At 63.3% G+C, this 19,739-nt stretch carries 22 protein-coding genes; 17 read left to right on the plus strand and 5 right to left on the minus strand.

Going from position 1 to position 19,739, the window contains the following annotated elements; genetic code table 11:
* Window positions 1–223: 223 nt before the first annotated feature.
* Window positions 224–829, plus strand: coding sequence for a DUF4136 domain-containing protein (locus tag ACP7B7_RS03910; protein WP_308924673.1), 606 nt, complete (start codon window positions 224–226; stop codon window positions 827–829).
* Between the two features lie 180 nt (window positions 830–1,009).
* Here ACP7B7_RS03910 and ACP7B7_RS03915 read toward each other — a convergent pair whose 3' ends face one another.
* The 4 genes from ACP7B7_RS03915 to ACP7B7_RS03930 all read right to left on the minus strand — a co-directional run bounded on the left by ACP7B7_RS03915 (window position 1,010) and on the right by ACP7B7_RS03930 (window position 5,967).
* The gene (locus ACP7B7_RS03915; RefSeq protein WP_426075790.1) at window positions 1,010–1,999 is read right to left on the minus strand and encodes a quinone oxidoreductase family protein; all 990 of its coding nucleotides are present in this window, start codon (window positions 1,997–1,999) and stop codon (window positions 1,010–1,012) included.
* A 22-nt stretch (window positions 2,000–2,021) separates the two neighbouring features.
* Window positions 2,022–2,420, minus strand: a complete 399-nt coding sequence (locus ACP7B7_RS03920) for a methylglyoxal synthase (RefSeq protein ID WP_426075791.1) — start codon at window positions 2,418–2,420, stop codon at window positions 2,022–2,024.
* A 28-nt stretch (window positions 2,421–2,448) separates the two neighbouring features.
* A complete protein-coding gene (locus ACP7B7_RS03925) occupies window positions 2,449–3,366 on the minus strand; it encodes a DMT family transporter (protein WP_308924670.1) in 918 nt (305 codons plus the stop codon).
* A gap of 117 nt (window positions 3,367–3,483) precedes the next feature.
* Window positions 3,484–5,967, minus strand: coding sequence for an alkaline phosphatase D family protein (locus tag ACP7B7_RS03930; RefSeq protein ID WP_426075792.1), 2,484 nt, complete (start codon window positions 5,965–5,967; stop codon window positions 3,484–3,486).
* Between the two features lie 145 nt (window positions 5,968–6,112).
* On the opposite strand from ACP7B7_RS03930, the gene ACP7B7_RS03935 reads away from it, so the two are divergent.
* The 16 genes from ACP7B7_RS03935 (at window position 6,113) to ACP7B7_RS04010 (ending at window position 19,177) form a co-directional block, all read left to right on the plus strand.
* Entirely contained in the window at window positions 6,113–6,838 is a 726-nt protein-coding gene (locus ACP7B7_RS03935; protein ID WP_426075793.1) for a YebC/PmpR family DNA-binding transcriptional regulator, read from the plus strand.
* Window positions 6,839–6,909: 71 nt separating this feature from the next.
* On the plus strand, window positions 6,910–8,178 hold the full coding sequence (gene purD, locus ACP7B7_RS03940) for a phosphoribosylamine--glycine ligase (protein ID WP_426075794.1): 1,269 nt from the start codon (window positions 6,910–6,912) through the stop codon (window positions 8,176–8,178).
* 87 nt (window positions 8,179–8,265) lie between these two features.
* Window positions 8,266–9,012 carry a hypothetical protein gene (locus tag ACP7B7_RS03945; RefSeq protein WP_308924666.1) on the plus strand — a complete coding sequence of 249 codons (747 nt, stop codon included), beginning with the start codon at window positions 8,266–8,268 and terminating at the stop codon, window positions 9,010–9,012.
* A gap of 65 nt (window positions 9,013–9,077) precedes the next feature.
* Window positions 9,078–10,379 carry a hypothetical protein gene (locus tag ACP7B7_RS03950; RefSeq protein WP_426075795.1) on the plus strand — a complete coding sequence of 434 codons (1,302 nt, stop codon included), beginning with the start codon at window positions 9,078–9,080 and terminating at the stop codon, window positions 10,377–10,379.
* A 16-nt stretch (window positions 10,380–10,395) separates the two neighbouring features.
* Window positions 10,396–11,031 (plus strand): hypothetical protein, encoded by a 636-nt coding sequence (locus tag ACP7B7_RS03955; protein WP_426075796.1) that lies wholly within the window; start codon window positions 10,396–10,398, stop codon window positions 11,029–11,031.
* Window positions 11,028–11,828 carry a hypothetical protein gene (locus ACP7B7_RS03960; protein ID WP_426075797.1) on the plus strand — a complete coding sequence of 267 codons (801 nt, stop codon included), beginning with the start codon at window positions 11,028–11,030 and terminating at the stop codon, window positions 11,826–11,828. Before ACP7B7_RS03955 ends, ACP7B7_RS03960 begins: the two co-directional genes overlap by 4 nt.
* A 101-nt stretch (window positions 11,829–11,929) precedes the next feature.
* On the plus strand, window positions 11,930–12,844 hold the full coding sequence (gene hemF, locus ACP7B7_RS03965) for an oxygen-dependent coproporphyrinogen oxidase (protein ID WP_426075798.1): 915 nt from the start codon (window positions 11,930–11,932) through the stop codon (window positions 12,842–12,844).
* The gene (locus ACP7B7_RS03970) at window positions 12,841–13,512 is read left to right on the plus strand and encodes a nicotinate-nucleotide adenylyltransferase (protein WP_308924661.1); all 672 of its coding nucleotides are present in this window, start codon (window positions 12,841–12,843) and stop codon (window positions 13,510–13,512) included. Before hemF ends, ACP7B7_RS03970 begins: the two co-directional genes overlap by 4 nt.
* A complete protein-coding gene (gene rsfS / locus ACP7B7_RS03975; RefSeq protein WP_426075799.1) occupies window positions 13,513–14,199 on the plus strand; it encodes a ribosome silencing factor in 687 nt (228 codons plus the stop codon).
* Between the two features lie 6 nt (window positions 14,200–14,205).
* The gene (gene rlmH / locus ACP7B7_RS03980; RefSeq protein WP_426075800.1) at window positions 14,206–14,676 is read left to right on the plus strand and encodes a 23S rRNA (pseudouridine(1915)-N(3))-methyltransferase RlmH; all 471 of its coding nucleotides are present in this window, start codon (window positions 14,206–14,208) and stop codon (window positions 14,674–14,676) included.
* A 13-nt stretch (window positions 14,677–14,689) separates the two neighbouring features.
* Window positions 14,690–15,310, plus strand: a complete 621-nt coding sequence (locus ACP7B7_RS03985) for a Maf family protein (protein ID WP_426075801.1) — start codon at window positions 14,690–14,692, stop codon at window positions 15,308–15,310.
* Window positions 15,311–15,353: 43 nt separating this feature from the next.
* Complete coding sequence (gene rng, locus ACP7B7_RS03990; RefSeq protein ID WP_308924657.1) at window positions 15,354–16,817, plus strand: ribonuclease G; 1,464 nt, start codon at window positions 15,354–15,356, stop codon at window positions 16,815–16,817.
* Between the two features lie 10 nt (window positions 16,818–16,827).
* Window positions 16,828–17,085 carry a hypothetical protein gene (locus ACP7B7_RS03995; protein WP_426075802.1) on the plus strand — a complete coding sequence of 86 codons (258 nt, stop codon included), beginning with the start codon at window positions 16,828–16,830 and terminating at the stop codon, window positions 17,083–17,085.
* Complete coding sequence (locus ACP7B7_RS04000; protein ID WP_426075803.1) at window positions 17,021–17,677, plus strand: hypothetical protein; 657 nt, start codon at window positions 17,021–17,023, stop codon at window positions 17,675–17,677. The genes ACP7B7_RS03995 and ACP7B7_RS04000 overlap by 65 nt, the downstream gene beginning before the upstream one ends.
* Before the next feature lie 50 nt (window positions 17,678–17,727).
* Window positions 17,728–18,471, plus strand: a complete 744-nt coding sequence (locus tag ACP7B7_RS04005) for an AraC family transcriptional regulator (protein WP_426075804.1) — start codon at window positions 17,728–17,730, stop codon at window positions 18,469–18,471.
* Between the two features lie 82 nt (window positions 18,472–18,553).
* Window positions 18,554–19,177, plus strand: coding sequence for a LysE family translocator (locus tag ACP7B7_RS04010; protein WP_426075805.1), 624 nt, complete (start codon window positions 18,554–18,556; stop codon window positions 19,175–19,177).
* Here ACP7B7_RS04010 and ACP7B7_RS04015 read toward each other — a convergent pair.
* Window positions 19,153–19,692, minus strand: coding sequence for a hypothetical protein (locus tag ACP7B7_RS04015; RefSeq protein WP_426075806.1), 540 nt, complete (start codon window positions 19,690–19,692; stop codon window positions 19,153–19,155). The genes ACP7B7_RS04010 and ACP7B7_RS04015 overlap by 25 nt on opposite strands.
* Window positions 19,693–19,739 lie beyond the last annotated feature (47 nt).

Raw genomic sequence — 19,739 nt, forward strand, 5'->3', positions numbered from 1 at the left:
TTTTACCAATACCAGCCCCCGGCGTGCCTGATTTGGCCTTGATTTGCGCCATTTACGCAAATGAATATCGGCAATTGCGAGCCAGCGAACACACAGGGTAACAATCTGTAATAATAATCAGCACTGGAATGGCGTAGTCTTACACTGTAAAGCGATGAATTGCGTCTGCCAAGTGGTGGATACATATTGAGGAGATTCGGCAATGAGATACCTGGCCATATTAATGACTGCGCTGACGGTGCTGCTGACCGGCTGCGCCACCACTATCCGCAGCGATGTCACGGCGTTCCACGACTGGCCGGCCCAGCAGAACGACAAATCGTATGTCTTCGTGGCGCCGCCCGCCGAGGAAGACACGCTGGAATACCGCAGCTACCAGAACCTGGTGCGCGCCGAACTGGCCAAGCATGGCTTTGGCGAAGCGTCGGGCCCGGACAGCGCCAAGCTGCGCATCAGCATGCGCTTTGGCACCATGGATGTGCCTGAGCGCGTGCTGCAGGCCACCGATCCGTTCTGGTACGGTCCCGGCTACTGGCCTGGCCGTTATGGCTATCGCTACGGCGCCTGGCCCGGCTACGGCCGTTTCGGCTACAGCCCGTTCTGGGGCGGTCCGATGGAAGTGGAAGAAACCGTGCGCCATAAATTCGAACGCGAACTGCGCGTGACGATCAATGAAAACACGGGCAAGAAACTGTACGACGTGAGCGTGCATTCGACCAGCGGCAAGCGCGCCACGCCGCAAGTGATGCCGGCCATGGTTGCCAGCGCCTTTGCCGATTTCCCGGGCCGCAGCGGCGTGCCGCGCAAGGTGGAAGTCAAGGTCGAGTAAATCACCGATGCATCAAAAAAACCGGCTGGCACCGTGAAGTGCCAGGCCGGTTTTTTTTACGTCCACGGATTTACATGTAATAGGCTTCGGTCGCGAACGTGATCGCGCCCACCAGCGCCACGGCCAGCAGCAGCACGATCAGCAGGCGGCCGAATTTCGGGTTGCCGTCGTCGCCGCTGCTCATGGCACGATGATGGTGGAGCCGGAGGTCTTGCGCGCTTCCAGGTCGCGGTGGGCCTGGGCGATATCGGCCAGCTTGTAGCGCTGGCGCACTTCGACCTGCACTTCGCCGCTGCTGACGACGCCGAACAGCGAAGCGGACATCTCTTCAAGCTTTTCGCGGTCCGAGGCATAACTGAACAGGGCCGGGCGCGTGATGAACAGCGAGCCGCGCGACGCCAGTTCGCTCAAGGTAAATGCCGGCACCGGGCCGGAGGCATTGCCGAAGCTGACCATCATGCCCAGCGGCGCCAGGCAGTCGAGCGAGCCGGTGAAGGTGTCCTTGCCGATCGAGTCATACACCACCGAGACACCCTTGCCGCCCGTGATCTCGCGCACGCGCTCGACAAAGTTTTCCGTGTTGTAGTTGATGACGTGGGCCGCGCCATGGGCCAGCGCCAGCTGCGCCTTGTCGTCCGAGCCGACCGTGCCGATCAGGTTCACGCCCAGCACTTTCGCCCACTGGCAGGCGATCAGGCCAACGCCGCCGGCCGCCGCGTGGAACAGAATCGTGTCGCCCGCCTTCAGGGCCACCGTGCGGTGAAACAGGTATTGCACCGTCAGGCCTTGCAGCATCATGGCGGCGGCCGTGTCGAAACCGATGCGGTCGGGCAGCGCCAGCAGCAGGGCCGCCGGGATATTGCGCTGCTCGGCATACGCGCCATTGATGCGCGCCGCATACGCCACCCTGTCGCCCACCTTGATGTCGGTGACGCCCTCGCCCACCGCCTCGACAATGCCCGCGCCCTCCACGCCCAGGCCGGCCGGCAGCAGCTGCGGATACAGGCCGGTGCGGAAATACACGTCGATGAAATTGAGGCCGATCGCCTCATGCTTCACGCGCGCTTCGCCGGGGCCGGGCGGCGCCAGCTCCACGTCGACATACTCCATCACTTCGGGGCCACCCGTGCGGTGCATGCGGATGGCTTTCGTGGTTATCGTTTCTGTCATCGTCATCTCCTGAGATTAGGGTTCAAGCCGCCTGGGCATCGGCCCTGGCCAGCGCTTGCAGTTGCGACAGCACCAGATGGGCCGTCGACAGATTGGTGGCGCACGCCACATTGTGCACGTCGCAGGCGCGCACCAGGGCGTTGATGTCCGGTTCGTGCGGCTGCGGCGTCATCGGGTCGCGCAGGAAGATCACGCAATCGATCAGGCCTTCGACCAGCAGCGCGCCGATCTGCAGGTCGCCGCCGAAGGGGCCCGAATGCTTGCGCTCGACCGCCAGGCCCAGCTCGTTGATCAGGCGTCCGCCCGTGGTGCCGGTGGCCGTCAGCTCGCAGCTGGCAAGGAAGTCCCGGTATTCGCCCGCCAGGGTGATCATGTCATCTTTTTTCTTGTCGTGGGCAATCAGGGCGATGCGTGTTTTCATGGTGGTGCCGTCTCTTTGGTTGGAAGGATTATTTTTTCTTGGAAAGCAGGTAGATGCCGGCCAATACCAGGCCGGTGCCGGCCAGCTGCCAGCCGGTGATCGCTTCGTCGAGGATCATGGCGCCCAGGAACAAGGTCGAGACGGGGCCGATCATGCCGGCCTGCGAAGCGACGGGCGCGCCGATGCGCTCGACGGCGATCATGGTCATGAACACCGGCAGCACGGTGCAAAAGATGCCGTTCACCAGCGACCAGCCATACACGGGCGCCGGTTGTATCAGCATGCCGACCGGGCGCAGGATAAAGAACTGGGCGATGCAGGCAAAGCTGGCCACGCACATCGCGTACGACACCAGCCGCATGGCGCCGATGCGTTTCACCAGTTCGCCAGAGCCCAGCAGGTAGACGGCATACGAACAGGCCGAACCCAGTACCAGGGTCGAACCGAGCACGATATTGCTGGCGCCCGATTGCAGGTCATGCACGAAGACCAGCACGATGCCGCAATACGAGGTCAGCAGCGCCAGCCACTGCAGGCGGCTGATGGCGTGCTTGAAATAGACGGTGCTGATCAGCAGCACGAAGGTGGGCGTGAGGAACAAAATCAGCCGTTCCAGGCCGACGGAAATATATTGCAGCCCCAGGAAATCGAAATAGCTGGACAGGTAGTAGCCGACCAGGCCCAGGCCCACCAGCTGCCAGCGGTCGCGCCACGCCAGCGGCGGCTCGGTGCGCATCTGCCACCAGGCAATCACCGCAAACACCGGTAGCGAAAAGATCATGCGGAAGGCGATCACCGTGACCGCATCGATCTGGTAGCGGTACAGCAGCTTGGCGACGATGGCCTTGGTGGAAAACAGCACCGCCCCGCCGACAGCGATGGCCAGGCCACCGAGGTAGACGGAGCGGGGGATGGAGGATGACGCGGGCAAGGGACTGGTGCTCATGACCAGATTGTAATGGCAAAAGCTAAAGGCGGCTTACAACCCCAACGGCAAATACTGGGGGCGGACGGGAACGCCTAGTTCCTCAGGATCCGCCCCCGGCCCTCGCGGTGGATTGAATTACGCCACCACCACCGCCGCCGCTCCCGCCGTGACGGTCGCCGTGGTCACCCGCGCAATCACGGTCGCCGGCGCGGCAGTGCCGATCAGTTTATTGACCTGCTTGAACTGGGCCACCAGCTTGCCTGGCGTGAGGGTCACCACCGTATAACCCTGGGCATCGGTGTTCAGATGCTTGATCCACGGGTTGTTGCCCAGGCCCGACAACTGCTGCGCCAGACCCAGCAAGGTGCCGCTGAAGTCCGTGCTCGCCTTCAGGCCGGCCTGCACCGCCGTCACGGTCGCGTCGAGCTGGGCTTCGGGCACGCCCTTGGCCGCCAGGGCGCCGCGCAGTTGCACGCGCAGCTGTTCCAGCAGGCTGTCGACGGTCGGCGCCGTCTTGCCCATGGTGTAGTCGAGCAGGTTGATATCGAGGTTGACGGTGCCGATGCCGGTGACGGGAATCGCGAGCGGGTAGCTGACCAGGGTGCCGATATCACCCAGTTCCGCCGCAGCGGACTTCAGATAGCTGAAGAATGAGTCGGAGCTGACGCCGGCCGACACCAGGTCGACCATCACCGGCGTGCCGCCGCCGGTGGCATCGAAATCGTCGCTGACGGTGCCGGCAAAGAAGGAGTGGATGTCGCCCGTCAGCGCCACCACGTTGCCGATGGCGTTGGTTTTCAGATGCGCCATCAGCGCCTTGCGCTCGCTGTTGTAGCCATCCCACTGGTCGCAATTGAGCAGGAAACGGGTAAAGAACGGCGCCAGCGAGGCCGCCTTGCCGGAACCGGTGACAAAGGTGGAGGCGGCTTGCTTGGCCTGCACATCGGGCTTGATCCAGCCAAAGGCGATCACTTGCGCAGCGGCCGTTGGCGAGGCGCTGTTGAAGGCCGCCACCGTGATGCCGGCCTGCGCCGCGGACAGGCCCGCGCCGACCGCCGCCGCGCCCTGCGCTGCCGTATTGCTGCCCGCGCCGGCAATCGCCATTGCCGCCGCCTGTGCCACGCTGGTGCTGGCGCCGGCCGTCGAGGCGGCCACGATGGCGTTCGCCAGCGGCACGCTGCCGCCGACCAGCGGCAGGGTCGAGGCGATCGCCGCGCCGACCGTGCTCATGGCGCTCAGCGCAATCAGGGTGGCGATCGCATCGACGCCATTCAAACCCATGCGCAGCAGCGACACTTCATTGCCCCACAGTTTCCAGGTCGAGGTGGCCGCTTTCATTTTGGTCTTCCACCATTCGCGCTGGGTGGTGCCCAGCATGCCGACCGCGCCCAGGGCGTCGGCGCCGGCTTTCGTCGCGGCCGCCATCTTTTGCGCTTCCACGCTGTCGAACAACTGCTGCGGCACCAGGTAGCGGCTACCGATGCTGCCGAGCGCCTTGCCGGTGGCGGGATTGATCGACGCTTCCGGAATCGCATGGTCGGCGCGGTACAGGCGCTCGTCCGTCATGATCAGTTGCATCAGTTTACCGAACTGGAAATCGCGGTAGATCTGGATATTCTGGAAGGTGGTCGCGGCCGAGTCGAACGTGACGTCGGCCGGCATGTATTCGAACCAGGCCTGGTTGGCGCTGCGCCGGCGCGTGGGCTGGTGCAGGTCGCTGCCGTCGGCCGCCACGATGCCTTCGTAGGTGGACGCATCCTGCCAGGCGTCGTCGGTAAATTCGTGGTCGTCCCAGACGGCGATAAAGGCAAAACGCTCGTGCACGGCCTGCAGGCGGCTATCGGTGCGGTATTTCTTGTACAGATAGCGGTAGTCGGCGGTGGTGGTGGCGTATTTGGCGCCGCTGCTGCCGCTTTTATAAGTGCCGTCCGGCAGTTTGAGCTGGTCGTGGCGGCTTTCCACGGCGCCGCTCTGGAACGCTTCACCGACCGTTTCGTAGATGTAGTCGCCCAGGTGGACGATAAAGTCCAGGCTTTCATTGGCGGCGATATGGCCCAGCGCGCCCCAGTGGTTGATGCTCCAGTCCTGGCAGGTCAGGTAGGCGAACTGCAGCTGCGCCACGTCGGCGGTGGCGGCGGGCGCCGTCTTGAAGCGGCCCACGTTCGAGCGCACGTCGCCGGCGATGAACTGGTAGAAATACACCTGGCCCGGCTGCAGGCCGGTGACCTTGTGGCGCAGGGTGTTGTCGAAGTCGGATTTCAGCGGCAGCTTGGCGTCGACGATATTGGCGCCGCTCAAGGCCTTGTTGCTGCCCAGCGAAGCCGAATTGTCGGTGGCGCTGACGATCAGGCGCACCGCCACTTCGGCGGCGCTGGCCGGGGCCGGCGCGACGGCGTCCAGGCTGGCGGGCACCACGCGGGTCCACAGCATGGCGCTGTCGGGGCGCGGATCGCCGGAGGCCACGCTTTGCGGGAACTTCCAGTCGCTGCCCGAGGCCAGCGGCACGCCGGCGTCGCTGTAGTCGCTGCTGCCGCAGGCGGTCAGTCCGGCGGTGGCCACCGACACGGTGATGAAGCCACCCAATTTCAGGAATTGACGCCTGTTGATCTGACTTGCCATGATTTTCTTTCCATAAAGTAATCCGAATGCGCGTCACTTTAGCAACACAATATGTCGGCTTCATGACCTGGCCGGCAGGCGGCCGGGGGTGCCACTATGCTAAAATGTCGGCCACAATTGAACACCCGTCTAAGGAAGATTCGACATGGCAGGACATAGCAAATGGGCCAACATCAAGCATAAAAAGGCTGCCACGGATGCCAAGCGCGGCAAAATCTGGACGCGCCTGATCAAGGAGATCACGGTGGCGGCCCGCATGGGCGGTCCCGACGCCATCACCAATCCGCGCCTGCGCCTGGCGGTCGACAAGGCGGCCGACGCCAATATGCCGAAAGACAACGTCCAGCGCGCGATCAACCGCGGCAGCGGCGGCGTCGATGGCGCCAACTACGAAGAAGTGCGCTACGAAGGCTACGGCGTGGGCGGCGCGGCCGTCATCGTCGAATGCATGACCGACAATAAAGTGCGCACGGTGGCCGAAGTACGCAACGCCTTCAACAAGAACGGCGGCAACATGGGCAACGAAGGCTCGGTCGCCTTCATGTTCCAGCACTGCGGCCAGCTGCTGTTTGCGCCGGGCACCGACGAAGACAAGCTGATGGAAGCGGCGCTGGAAGCGGGCGCCGACGACGTGATCGCCGATGAAGAAGGCGGCTTCGAAGTAGTGACCCCGGTGCACGATTTCGCCGCCGTCAAGGAAGCGCTGGAAGCGGCTGGTTTCAAGGCCGAAGTGGCCGAAGTGATCATGAAACCGGCCACCGAAACCGTGTACGCGGGCGACGACGCGATCAAGATGCAAAAGCTGATCGATGCGCTGGAATTGCTGGACGATGTGCAGGAAGTGTTTACCAACGCCCTGATCGAGAACTAAGCAAAAAACAAGCAGTACGCCTCAAGGGCGCTTCCGGCGCCCTGCAACCCCACACTGAACGAACGGTCCTTATGAAAATTCTGGTAGTCGGCTCTGGCGGCCGCGAACACGCCCTGGCCTGGAAACTGGCCCAGTCCGAACGCATACAGATGGTGTATGTCGCTCCGGGCAACGGCGGCACCGCGCGCGATGCGCGCCTGGTCAATCTCGACATCAGCGATCCGCAATTGCTGGCCGATTTCGTTCAGCAGGAACATATCGGCCTGACCGTGGTCGGCCCGGAAGTGCCGCTGGCCGCCGGCATCGTCAACCTGTTCCGCTCGCGCGGCCTGAAGATCTTCGGCCCGACGAAAGAAGCGGCGCAGCTGGAATCGTCGAAGGATTTCGCCAAGGCCTTCATGCAGCGCCACGGCATCCCGACGGCCGCCTACCAGACGTTTTCGGAAGTCGCACCGGCCCACGCCTATATCGATGCCATGGGCGCACCGATCGTCATCAAGGCCGACGGCCTGGCCGCCGGCAAGGGCGTGGTGGTGGCGATGAGCCTGGAAGAAGCGCACCAGGCGGTCGACAATATGCTGGCCGATAACCAGTTCGGCGACGCCGGCGCGCGCATCGTCATCGAAGAATTTTTGGCCGGCGAAGAAGCCAGCTTTATCGTCATGTGCGACGGCAAGAACATCCTGCCGCTGGCCACCAGCCAGGACCACAAACGCCTGAAAGACCACGACCTGGGCCCGAACACGGGCGGCATGGGCGCCTATTCGCCGGCGCCCATCGTCACGCCGGCCATGCATGCGCGCGTGATGCGCGAAATCATTGTGCCGACAATTCAAGGCATGGCGAAGGACGGCATCACGTTCACGGGTTTCCTGTACGCCGGCCTGATGATCGACGACAAGGGCACGCCCAAGACGCTGGAATTCAACTGCCGCATGGGCGACCCGGAAACGCAACCCATCATGGCGCGCCTGAAAACGGATCTGGTCACCGTGATGGAACACGCCGTCAACGGCACCTTGGACGCGGTGGAACTGGAATGGGATCGCCGCACCGCCGTGGGCGTGGTGATGGCCGCCGCCGGCTACCCGGACGATCCGCTCAAGGGCACGCCGATTGGCGATATCCCGGCCGAAACCCACGACGCGGTGACCTTCCATGCGGGTACCCGCATCGAGGGCGAGCGCCTGGTCACCAATGGCGGGCGCGTGCTGTGCGTGGTCGGCCTGGGCGACAGCGTCAAGATGGCGCAGAAGCAGGCGTATGAAACCGTGGAGAAAATCCATTTCGACGGCGCGCAATACCGCCGCGATATCGGCTGGCGCGGTTTGAAGCATTGATCGTCCCATAACGATCACACGGCGGGCCGGCGCGGAGTTCATCCGTCCCGGCCCGTTTTCAATTTGATGTCATTGCCATCCCTCCCCATGACCGATCCAACCGGGATTGCCGCACCAGACAACGATGCGCCGCTGAGTCCCCTGACCTGGCTGACGCTTGCCTTGCTGCTCGTTGCCGGCCTGGCCTGGTACTGGTTCGGCAGCTACGCGGTACCGCGCTGCGACGACAAGGAAACCGTGGCCACGATGACGACAGGCGATATGCGCCTGCACGATATCAAACAGGCCGGCTACGCGTGGTCGCAGAAAACCCGTGGCTGCCTGGCCAATGTCACCACCAGCGGCAAATCCATGTCATACGCGTATACCGTGACGCGCGTGGAAGGCCGCCGCAAAAGCCGTATCGTCCACGACTATGCGCAGCCGGCGCTGATACAGGCGCGCTTCGGCCAGATCGCCTGGCATGGCGACTTTGTGCAGCAGGCAGGGCCGATCGGGCGCGAGGCACTGTTGCAGGCGATGCTGGCAGGGATGGATACTATCCGCGGCAAACCGCTGCTGTTCCCGGATCTCGGCACGCTGCTGTCGCCGCAGCACTACCGCGAAATTGCCGATGTCGAAGCCATCGCGCCCTGCCACGAGGTGGCGCCCGGCATCCAGTCCTGCCGGCTGCTGGTCGAGCGCAACGATCTGCCGCGCATTGCGCCAAGCATCGTGTGGGGTCTCTCGGTGCTGCAGCAAGGCGACTTCACCTTCCAGCGCGGCAAGGATGGCAAGCACTGGTCGGTCACGCCGCAGTTCAGGGACGAACTGGATCAGGCTCAGCTTCAATAGTGCGCTGGAGAAACGAGATTATGTTGTAAAGTTTATCATCTTGATTCTTGATAAACCCACTCCCGATGACCAGCAATCAACCTGCTTCCCCGCATACTTCCATCGAAGCGCTGCATGTGCTCAAGCTGCTCACGCGCCGCCAGCGCGAGCAGGCGCTGGCCCATCCCGAGTTGCCCCAGCTGGCCATCGGCACGCCGCTGCCCGATGCCCTGCTGTGGCTGTACCGGCGCCAGATCATCGCGTCCGAGGATGTGACGAGCCTGTCGCTGAGCGTGGCGCGCAACTACAGCGGCGACGAACTGGCACTGCGCCTGTCGATCTTGCAGCAGGTGGTGGAGGTGCTCAACCGCGAGTCACTCGATACTCTGCATGACGAAGCGATCATTACGCCGGAGCTGTACCGGCAGGCGCTGGAACACCTGCCCGGCGACGTTTTGCTGCCCACGCCGGGCGAAACGCTGAACTGGATGCTGCATGTGGGACTGCTGCCGCGCGCGGATTTCAAGTCCATGGCCCAGCGCATCGGGGCCGGTGGCAACGAGGAGGCAAAGCGCGTGCTCCAGCACACGCAAGCACGCCAGGATGAGCATAAAAAAGCGGTGCGCGGCGTGATCCTCGATGGCCTGTTTCCCGGTTCGCGCCTGGCCTGGCTGATCGTCGCGCCGCTGGCGCTGGCCGGCATGGTCTGGTATGTGGTCGGCGGCAGTTCGGTGCCCGAGTGCGACGCCACCAATACCATCGACACCGTGACACGCATGCTCGACAAGGCTGCGCCGGAAGGCGTGGGCAAGGCCAGCCTGCAGGACGTGAAGGAAGCCGGTTACGCCTCGTCGCACAATATCCGTGGCTGCCTGGCCACGATAGCACTCGGTGGCGAGAAGATGGACTATGCGTATACGGTTGCCCGCGACGACAGCGGCAGCAAGCGCCGCATCAGCTATGTGGGCGCGCAGCCGATGCTGGTGCAAGCCCGTTTTGGCACCATCGAGGATGGCGATTTTGCCCAGCAGGCCAAGCCGCTGGGACGCGAGGCGCTGGAAAAGGCGTTCCGCGCCGGCATGGATGGCGCGCGCATCCTGCCCCAGCCACGGCAGGCGTTTTCGCTGACGCGGTCGATGGAGCGCACGCGCGAAATCGCCGAAATCGAACCGCTGGCGCCATGCAAGGAAATCTCGCCCGGCGTCTATTCCTGCCGCCTGCTGATCGAACGCAATGACGCCCTGCTGGGCATGCTCAACGGCGGTTCGGCGGTGATGCAGGAAGGCGATTTCACGTTCCAGCGCAGCAGCGAAGAAAGCGCCGGCAAGGGCTGGTCGGTAACGCCGCAGTTTGCCTTCGAACTGCGCCAGGCCAAAATAAAAGAGTAAATAAAAGAGTAAATTCATGCATACCGAACCGCCCCACCCATCGCTGGAACAGCTGCACCAGCTGGGCCTGATCAGCGCGCAGGAACTGGAGGACGCCAATGCCGAACGCGACGTCGCCGCCTACGAGCGCCTGCATCCGCCCGAGGACCCGGTCGACATGCCGGAACTGCCGCAGGACGCCGATCTGGCGAGCACCCTGGGCTGGCTGCTGCTGACCGACCTGCTGCCGAAAAATGACCTTGACCAGCGCATGCCAACACTGCCGTCCGGGCAGCAGGCGCTGCTGGCCGACGGCGTGCGGCACTACAACCGGCGCGAGGTCGACGCCTTGTACAAGCTCGATTTGCTGAACCCGTTCCAGCGGGACGCCGCGCACGCCGCGGTGCCGGGCGACCGCATCCTGTATTCCCCCTGGATCGCCATGCGCTGGCTGGTGGTCAACGGCGTCCTGACCACGCAGCAGTTCGAGGCGCTGGAGGTGCGCGTGCGTGCAAGCGGCAGCGAACTGGCACGCGAGATCATGCAGGCATCCAGGCTGCGCCAAGGCCATGACCGCATCCCTTATAAACGGCCGCCGGCATGGAAAGGCGCGCTGATCGTATTGGGCATGATCCTGGTGATGTCCTTCATTTACGGCGCCGTCTCGGCATGAACGCCGATCCGCGCCTGGTACCGCTGGCCGAATTGCTGCGCCTGGGCCTGATCACGCTTGACGAACACGACGATGCGCTGGGCGAGCTGGAAATCGTCGAGCTGCAGCGCGCCCACAATGCCGCCGAAAGCATCGCCGTGCCCGAACTGGCGATGGACGCCGGCCCGCTGCAAACACTGGCCTGGCTGCTGAGCGAAGAACTGGTGGACACGCAGCGCTTCTTCACCATGCTGCAGGCGCTGCCCGCGCAGGACGAGCGCCGGCAACTGGCCGGCGCCGCGCTGCGACAGGCGAATCGCCTGGCCTTCGACACCTTGCACGACGAAAACCTGATCAACCGGTTTCAGCGCGACGCCGCCCTCGACCGCCTGCCGCCCGATCGTTTGATCGCGTCTCCGGTGGCCGGCTTGCGCGAGTTGCTGGCACAAGGCACGCTGTCGCAACAGGACTACCAGGCTTTGAAAACGCGCACGCGCGCACACGGCTCGGAACTGGCCCGCCTCATTGTCGATGCCGCCGGCAAGCCGCAGCAACAGCATGGCTGGCGTAGCTGGCGCCCGTCCACCTGGATGATATTGGTGATCATGCTGGTATTCCTGGCCCTTGCGGCGCCTGCGTGGTTCAGCAAGCCCGCGCCCGTCGCCACGCCGGCGCCGGCGGTGGAAACGGTCGAACGCAACGACCTGCGGCAGAGGGCGCAGACAGCAGTGGACAGCGCGCGCCAACCGGGTGCCGACGGCGTGCCATATGACGTCCAGGTGGTGCAGGAAAAAGTCAAGGACGAGCCGCCCCGCTAAAGCAGGGCCGGCAACAGCATCGCCGGTTTTGCTATCACAAAAATCCGTTACAGGGTACAATCCGTCCTCACTTTTTTATTTCGGCCTCGTCGGCCCACGCGATGTCGTCCACTCCCTCCCCTTCGGCTGTCAAAGCCTATTTGCTCGATTTGCAAAGCCGTATCGTGCAGGCGCTCGAAGCGCAGGATGGCAAGCCCTTCCTGACCGACAGCTGGCAGCGTCCGGAAGGCGGCGGCGGCATTTCGCGCCTGATCGAGGAAGGCAATGTGTTCGAGCGGGGCGGCGTGAATTTCTCGCACGTCACCGGAGCACAACTGCCACCATCGGCGGCTGCCGCGCGCCCCGAACTGGGTGGCAAACCGTGGGAAGCGATGGGCGTGTCGCTGGTGCTCCATCCGCGCAATCCGTACGCGCCGACGGTGCACATGAACGTGCGTTTTTTCAGCACGGTCAATGCCGACAATGAACCGGTATGGTGGTTTGGCGGCGGCATGGACCTGACGCCGTATTATGGCGACGTGGACGATGTCAGGCACTTTCACCAGGTCTGCCACGATGCCCTTGAACCGTTTGGCGACGGGCTGCATCCGAAGTTCAAGGCCTGGTGCGACGAATATTTTTATTTGAAACACCGCAAGGAGCCGCGCGGCGTGGGCGGCATCTTTTTCGATGACTTCAACGCCCTGGGCTTTGACGACAGCTTCGCCATGATGCGCAGCGCAGGCGAAGCGTTCATCGACGCCTATGTGCCTATTCTGGCGCGCCGCAAGGACACCCAATACGGCGAGCGCGAACGCGATTTCCAGGCCTACCGGCGCGGCCGCTATGTCGAGTTCAACCTGGTGTTCGACCGCGGCACGCATTTCGGCCTGCAGTCGGGTGGACGTACCGAGGCGATCCTGATGTCGATGCCGCCCATCGTCAAGTGGCGCTACGACTGGCATCCGGAAGAGAACAGCCCTGAGGCGGCGCTGTACACCGATTTTCTCGTGCATCGCGACTGGCTGCAAACGTGACGAAAAATGCTGCGGCGTGCGTTGCGCTGTTGGGCGGCAGTTACGATCCGGTGCATACGGGCCATGTCGCGCTGGGATCGTATTTTTCCCGTTTGCTGCAGGCCGATACACTGCGCGTGATACCGGCCGGCGCGCCGTGGCAAAAGGGCCGCCTGGGCGCCACCTGCGAACAGCGCGCCGAGATGACGCGGCTGGCGTTCTCAAGCCTGCCGCTGCCGGTGATGATCGATCTGCAGGAAATCGAACGCAGCGAGCAGGGCCAGCCCAGCTACACCATCGATACCCTGCGCCAGGTGCGCGCCGAACTGGGGCCGCAAGCATCCATCGTGTTCCTGATGGGAGCCGACCAGCTGCAGCGGCTCGATACCTGGCGCGCATGGCAGCAATTATTTGAATACGCCCATATCTGCGTCGCGGCCCGCCCCGGCTTCGCGTTGAATGGCACGGCGATGCCGCCGGCAGTCGCGCAGGAATTTGCGCGCCGCCTGGGCACGCTCAGCAGCATCCGCAACACGCCGCACGGTCTGACTTATCTGGCACAAGACTTCGCGGTGGATATCTCCGCCACCGAAATACGTGCGGCATTACAACGGGGGTTTCCGGCAAACGAGCTTGTTTCCCCGCTAGTGCTAGACTATATTGAACAACACAATTTATACAAAAGCTAAATGGACATCAAAAAACTGCAAACCCTCGTCGTTGACGCCCTCGAAGACGTCAAAGGCCAAGACATCGCCGTATTCGACACGGTCCACCTGACCAGCCTGTTCGACCGCATCGCCATCGTTTCCGGTACCTCGAACCGCCAGACCAAGGCGCTGGCCGCTTCGGTACGCGACAAGGTCAAGGAAGCCGGCGGCGAAATCATCGGCATGGAAGGTGAAGACACCGGCGAATGGGTACTGGTCGACTTGGGCGACATGATCGTCCACATCATGCAAGCGCCGATCCGCGCCTACTACCGCCTGGAAGAAATCTGGGGCGACAAGCCGGTCAAGCTGGGCGCCGCCAAACGCGCGCCGAAAAAAGCCGGCGACGAGCCGAAAAAGGTCAGCGGCCACCTGGCGGCAAGCAAGGCCAATGTCGAAGCGACGCCAGTGATCGAGAAAAAAGCGCCGGCCAAAAAAGCTGCCGCCACCACCGCCGCCAAGAAAGCACCGGCCAAGAAAGCCGTCGCTTCCAAAGCCGTCGGCAAGACCGTGAAAGTCGCGCCAACCAAGACCGAGACGGCCGCCGTCAAGGCCCTGAAAGCGCTGCCGGAGAAAAAAGTCCGCGCACCGCGCGCGGCCAAACCGGCAGCCGATGCGGCACCGGCGAAAACCGTCATCAAGCGTATCAAAAAAGTCGAAGAGTAAGCCTTCATGCAGCTTATCATCGCTGCGGTCGGCCATAAAATGCCGGCCTGGATCGAGACGGGCTTCGCCGAATACGTGAAGCGCATGCCGCCGGAATTGCGCATCGTGCTGAAGGAAATCAAGCCCGTCGAGCGTTCCGGCAGCAAGACTGCCGCCACCGCGATGGCGCTGGAACGCGAACGCATCGAAGCATCGCTCCCCAAGGGCGTGCGCATCATCGCCCTCGACGAACGCGGCAAGGACCTGACCAGCGTCGGCCTGTCGCAGCAGTTGATGGCGTGGCAGCAGGACGGCCGCGACACGGCGTTCCTGATCGGCGGCGCCGATGGCCTCGACCCTGCCTTGAAAGCACGGGCCGAAGGCATGATCCGCATTTCCAGCATGACCCTGCCGCATGGCGTGGTGCGCGTGATCCTCGCCGAGCAGCTGTACCGCGCGTGGTCGATCACGCAAAACCATCCCTATCACCGCGTCTGAACTTTCATCCCCCATGAAACCGGCTGACAACAAGATCTACCTGGCGTCCAAGAGCCCGCGCAGGCGCGACCTGCTGCGCCAGATCGGCATCGACTTCGAACTGCTGCTGCTGCGCAGCGACGGCCCGCGCGGCGCCGACGTCACCGAGGAAGTGCTGCCCGGCGAATCGGCGCTCGACTACGTGGCGCGCGTCGCCAATGAAAAGGCGGCCTTTGCGCTCAATGTGGTGCGCCTGCGCCACCTGCCGCCACGCCCGGTGCTGGCGGCCGACACCACCGTCACCATCGACGGCGTCATCCTCGGCAAACCGGCGGATCGTGCGGAGGCCATCGCCATGCTGGAGCAATTGTCCGGCCGCACGCACCAGGTGCTGACCTCGATCGCCGTGCATGGCAACGGCATCGCCGAGCAGCGCACGCAGATCTCGCAGGTACGCTTCGGCGTGCTGTCCGCCGCCTCGATCGCCGCCTATTGCGCGACGCCGGAACCGTATGACAAGGCCGGCGGCTACGGCATCCAGGGCAGCGCCGCACTGTTCGTCGAGCATATCGAAGGCAGCCATTCCGGCATCATGGGCCTGCCCCTGTACGAGACGGCGCAATTGCTGCGGCAAGCGGGTTTGCCCCTGCCCTGATAGGGCGTATGATGTCATTCGTTGCCTCCACTTTTGCGCCTCCATGAACGAAGACATCCTGATCAATATCACGCCGCAAGAAACCCGCGTCGCCCTCATCCTGCAAGGCGCGGTGCAGGAATTGCACATCGAGCGCACGCTCACGCGCGGCCTGGCCGGCAATGTGTATTCCGGCAAAGTGGTCAGGGTATTGCCGGGCATGCAGTCCGCCTTTATCGACATCGGCCTGGAACGCGCGGCATTCCTGCACGTGGCCGACATCTGGGAAGCGCGCGGCCACGACGGCCAGAACACCACCCCTGCCCCGATTGAAAAAATCCTGTTCGACGGCCAGGTGCTGACGGTACAAGTGATCAAGGACCCGATCGGCACCAAGGGCGCGCGCCTGTCGACGCAGATCTCGATTGCCGGGCGCATGCTGGTGTATCTGCCGCAGGACAAGCATATCGGCATCTCGCAAAAAATCGAAAAGGAATCCGAACGCGAACTGCTGCGCACACGCCTGCAAAGCCTGCTGCCGGCGGACGAAAAAGGCGGCTACATCGTGCGCACCATGGCCGAAGACGCCTCCGACGCCGACCTGAAAGCGGACGTCGACTACCTGCGCAAGACCTGGAGCACCATCGTCCACGGCGCCCGCACCCGCCCCGCCACCAGCCTGCTGCACCAGGATTTGAACCTGGCCCAGCGCGTGCTGCGCGACTTCGTCGGCGATGAAACCGCCACCATCCAGGTCGACTCGCGCGAGAACTACGTCAAGCTGCGCGAGTTCGCCGAAATCTACACCCCCAGCGAACTGACGCGCTTGCAGCACTACACGGGTGAGCGCCCGCTGTTCGACCTGTACGGCGTGGAAGAAGAAATCCTGCGCGCCCTGGGCCGCCGCGTCGACCTGAAATCAGGCGGCTACCTGATCGTCGACCAGACCGAAGCAATGACCACCATCGACGTCAACACGGGCGGCTTTGTCGGCGGACGCAATTTTGCCGACACCATCTTCAAGACCAACCTGGAAGCGGCCCACGCCATCGCGCGCCAGCTGCGCCTGCGCAACCTGGGCGGCATTATCATCCTCGACTTCATCGACATGGACAACGCCGAGCACCGCAACGCCGTGCTGGCCGAACTGAAACGCACGCTGTCGCGCGACCGCACCAAAGTCTCGGTCAGCAACTTCTCGCCGCTGGGCCTGGTCGAAATGACGCGCAAGCGCACGCGCGAGTCCCTGGCCCACATCCTGTGCGAACCCTGCCCCGCCTGCGCCGGCAAGGGACAAGTGAAAACCTCGCGCACCATCTGCTACGAAATCCTGCGCGAACTGCTGCGGGAAGCGAAACAGTTCAACCCGCGCGAATTCCGCATCCTGGCGTCGCAGGAAGTGGTTGATTTATTCCTGGAAGAGGAATCGCAGCACCTGGCCATGCTGGGCGACTTTATCGGCAAGAAGATTTCGCTGCAGGTGGAGAACGCTTATCATCAGGAACAGTATGATGTGATACTGATGTAGGCCAGGCAGCATGCATATGCAAAAAATCGTTACCTTATGCCTGTTGCTGCTGTGCGCATCAACCACCGTTGCCGCTACACAGACAGTGCTGCCCGTCACGCTCGCCAAGGGCATTCCCATGGTGCAGCTGCGCCTGGACGGCAAGACGGTGCCCTTTGTGCTCGATACGGGTGCGGGCACCAGCCTGCATCTGACACCGGAGGTTGCAATCGCTGACGGGACTGGCCTATACGGGGAAACAGCAGAAAAGCATCGACCTGGCCGGTAAAATCCAGTTATCGGATGAATTTCTCATCCCCGCACTGGATGTCAACGGCTTGCCATTCGCCGCCCTGCAAGGCGTCATCCTGACGCCGTGGGGCTTGTCGCTGGGAACGCAAAAGGGTTTGCCGGCCAATATGTCGGTGCTGGGATTGCGTTTTTTCGAGGGCAAGCAAGTGGTGTTCGACTTGCCCGCAGGAACGCTGCAAATCAGCGCAGGCGATGCTGGTCCGCCACCGGCCGGCTGGATGGCAGTGCCCTATGAACGGATGGACGAAGGACTGCTGCTGCACCTTGCCGATGGCAAGAAAACCTATCGCCTGGTGCTCGACACGGCCGCCTCCATCTCCATTATCAGGAGCTCGGCTGCCGTAGCGTTTTCACAGGTTGCACAATGCGCTTTCGATCTGGGGCCCGACCTGCCCTGCCGCAGCATCACCTTGGCGCTGCCGGGTGGCAAAAGTGTCTCGCCCTTGCTGATGCCATTGCCAGATGAGTTCCAGGCCGATGGCATACTGGGCACGGACTTCTTCATGCAAATGCCCGTGTTATTCGACCTCCAGCATCAACTGTTGTACCTGCGGCCACCCGCTGGCTGACACAGATGCGTGCCAGCGACAGCACTGCCACCTTCTGGCGCGACCCCGTCTTGCCCCACATCGTAACCCGCCGCGCCTGCCACAGCCGCGCCTGCTACAAGGCCCACAGCCACCCCACATTTTCCATCGGCGCCGTCGATGCGGGCGGCAGCGTGTTTACGGGCAGTGGCGATGCGGCAGTCAGGCTGACGCCGGGCAGCCTGGTGCTGGTGCCCGCCGGCTGCGTCCATGCCTGCAATCCCCTGCCCGACATGGCGTGGAGCTACCAGATGCTGCACCTCGATGCGCACTGGCTGCAACAGCATGCGCCGGCGCTCGATGGCGACACGGCGCGAGTATTGCATTGCCCTGATCTCTATGCGCAGTTCTGCGCGATGAATGCGCTGTTGTTTTCAGCAGCAGGCGCAGAAGAAAAAGATTTGGCGCTGCTGGCGTTTCTGGCCGCTTGCACCGGCACCGCTGCCGATGCGCTGCCTTCGGCATATAAACCAGTACCGCGGCAGCTTGAACCCGTGCTTGCTGTGCTGCAGGCGCAGCCCCTGGCCAGCCTGCAGCAACTGGCACAAGCTGCAGGACTGAGCCGTTATCAATTGATCCGCGCCTTTCGTGCCGCCACCGGCATGACGCCGCATGCGTACCAGCTCAATGCCCATATCAACCGCGCGCGCAGCCGCCTGCAGTCAGGGACGGCCTTGGCACAACTGGCCCATGAGCTGGGCTTTGCCGACCAGAGCCATTTCCAGCGCGTGTTCAAGGCGCATGCGGGGATTACGCCGGGACGCTACCGCAGCTAGATAGCCCGCGCAATTTTCTTCAATACACGCCGCCAGCTCATCCGCATACTCGCTTCCTCACTATTGACGGAGTCGCGTTGTCATGCAAGATTTTCTTTTGATCGCCGGCGCCCACTTTCTGGCGCTGCTGTCGCCCGGTCCCGATTTCTTTCTTGTTGCCCGCAGTTCGCTGGCGCATGGCTGGCGCGGCGCCACCGGCGCCTGCATCGGCATTGCGCTGGCCAATGGCGTGTTTATCGTGGCGGCGTTTGGCGGCTTGTCGGTGCTGCGGGCCGGCAGCGTGGCCTTCATGGTGGTGCAGCTGGCGGGATGCGCCTATCTGTTCTATCTGGGCTGGCTATTCCTTCGCAATGCGGGAAAGAGCAGCCTGGAAGCAACGCCCGCCGCCGGCAAGGCGCACTGGCGCGGCGGTGTGATGATGGGCTTTGTGTCGGCCATCCTGAACCCGAAAAATGCGCTGTTCTATGTCAGCCTGGCGGCCGTGCTGGCCAGCCGGCACACGAGCAACGGTGCGATGGTGGGGTATGGCGCGTGGATGGTGTTGGCCGTGCTGGCGTGGGATATGGCGGTGGCGCTGGCGATTGGCAGCGCCGCCCTGCGCCAGCGCTTTGCACGGGCCCTGCCGCTACTGGAGCGGCTGTCGGGCGTGATGCTGATCGGGCTGGCGGTGATATTACTGGTTCAAGCTGGCAGCGGATCGAGGTAAAACACGGCATACACTTTCAACGGCGACGTCTCGGTGGCTTTTTCGGAACGTACCACCGAGCAGTCGTCGGCGGCCAGGCTGCGCCAGTTCTGGATGCCGGCCTTGGCGAACATGGCATGGGCCGGGGCGTTGGCGGCCAGGTCCAGCACCAGGCAGGCGTTGCGCGGGCCGGCGCCGTAGTTGACGGCGCGGATCTCGATGCCGAAGGTGGTCATCCACGGTTCCCACAGGCCTTTTTCCTTGCCGGCCGCAATGCGGTCCAGCATCTCGCCAAAGGTCAAACCTTTCTTGACGGTCTCGCGCAGGGCCTGCAGCGACGGCGCCAGGCGCGGGTCGGGCTGCTTGTTGCCGGCGCGGATTTCGGCGATCGCCTTCAGTTCCTTGATGATGGCCGCGTCGCGCTCGGTGTAGTCGCGCATGCGCGCATAGAATTCGGCGTCCAGAAAGGGATTGACGGTCAGCTTGGCAACGCCCTCTTCGCGGCGTTTCGGGGAAGGCGTGTTGGTTTTGGTCATGGCGATGAGGGCTAGGAAAACAGGGAGGGCCGCCAGTGTACCACCTT

Source organism: Janthinobacterium sp. PSPC3-1 (assembly GCF_049896105.1).
In the GTDB taxonomy this organism is placed as follows: domain Bacteria; phylum Pseudomonadota; class Gammaproteobacteria; order Burkholderiales; family Burkholderiaceae_D; genus Janthinobacterium.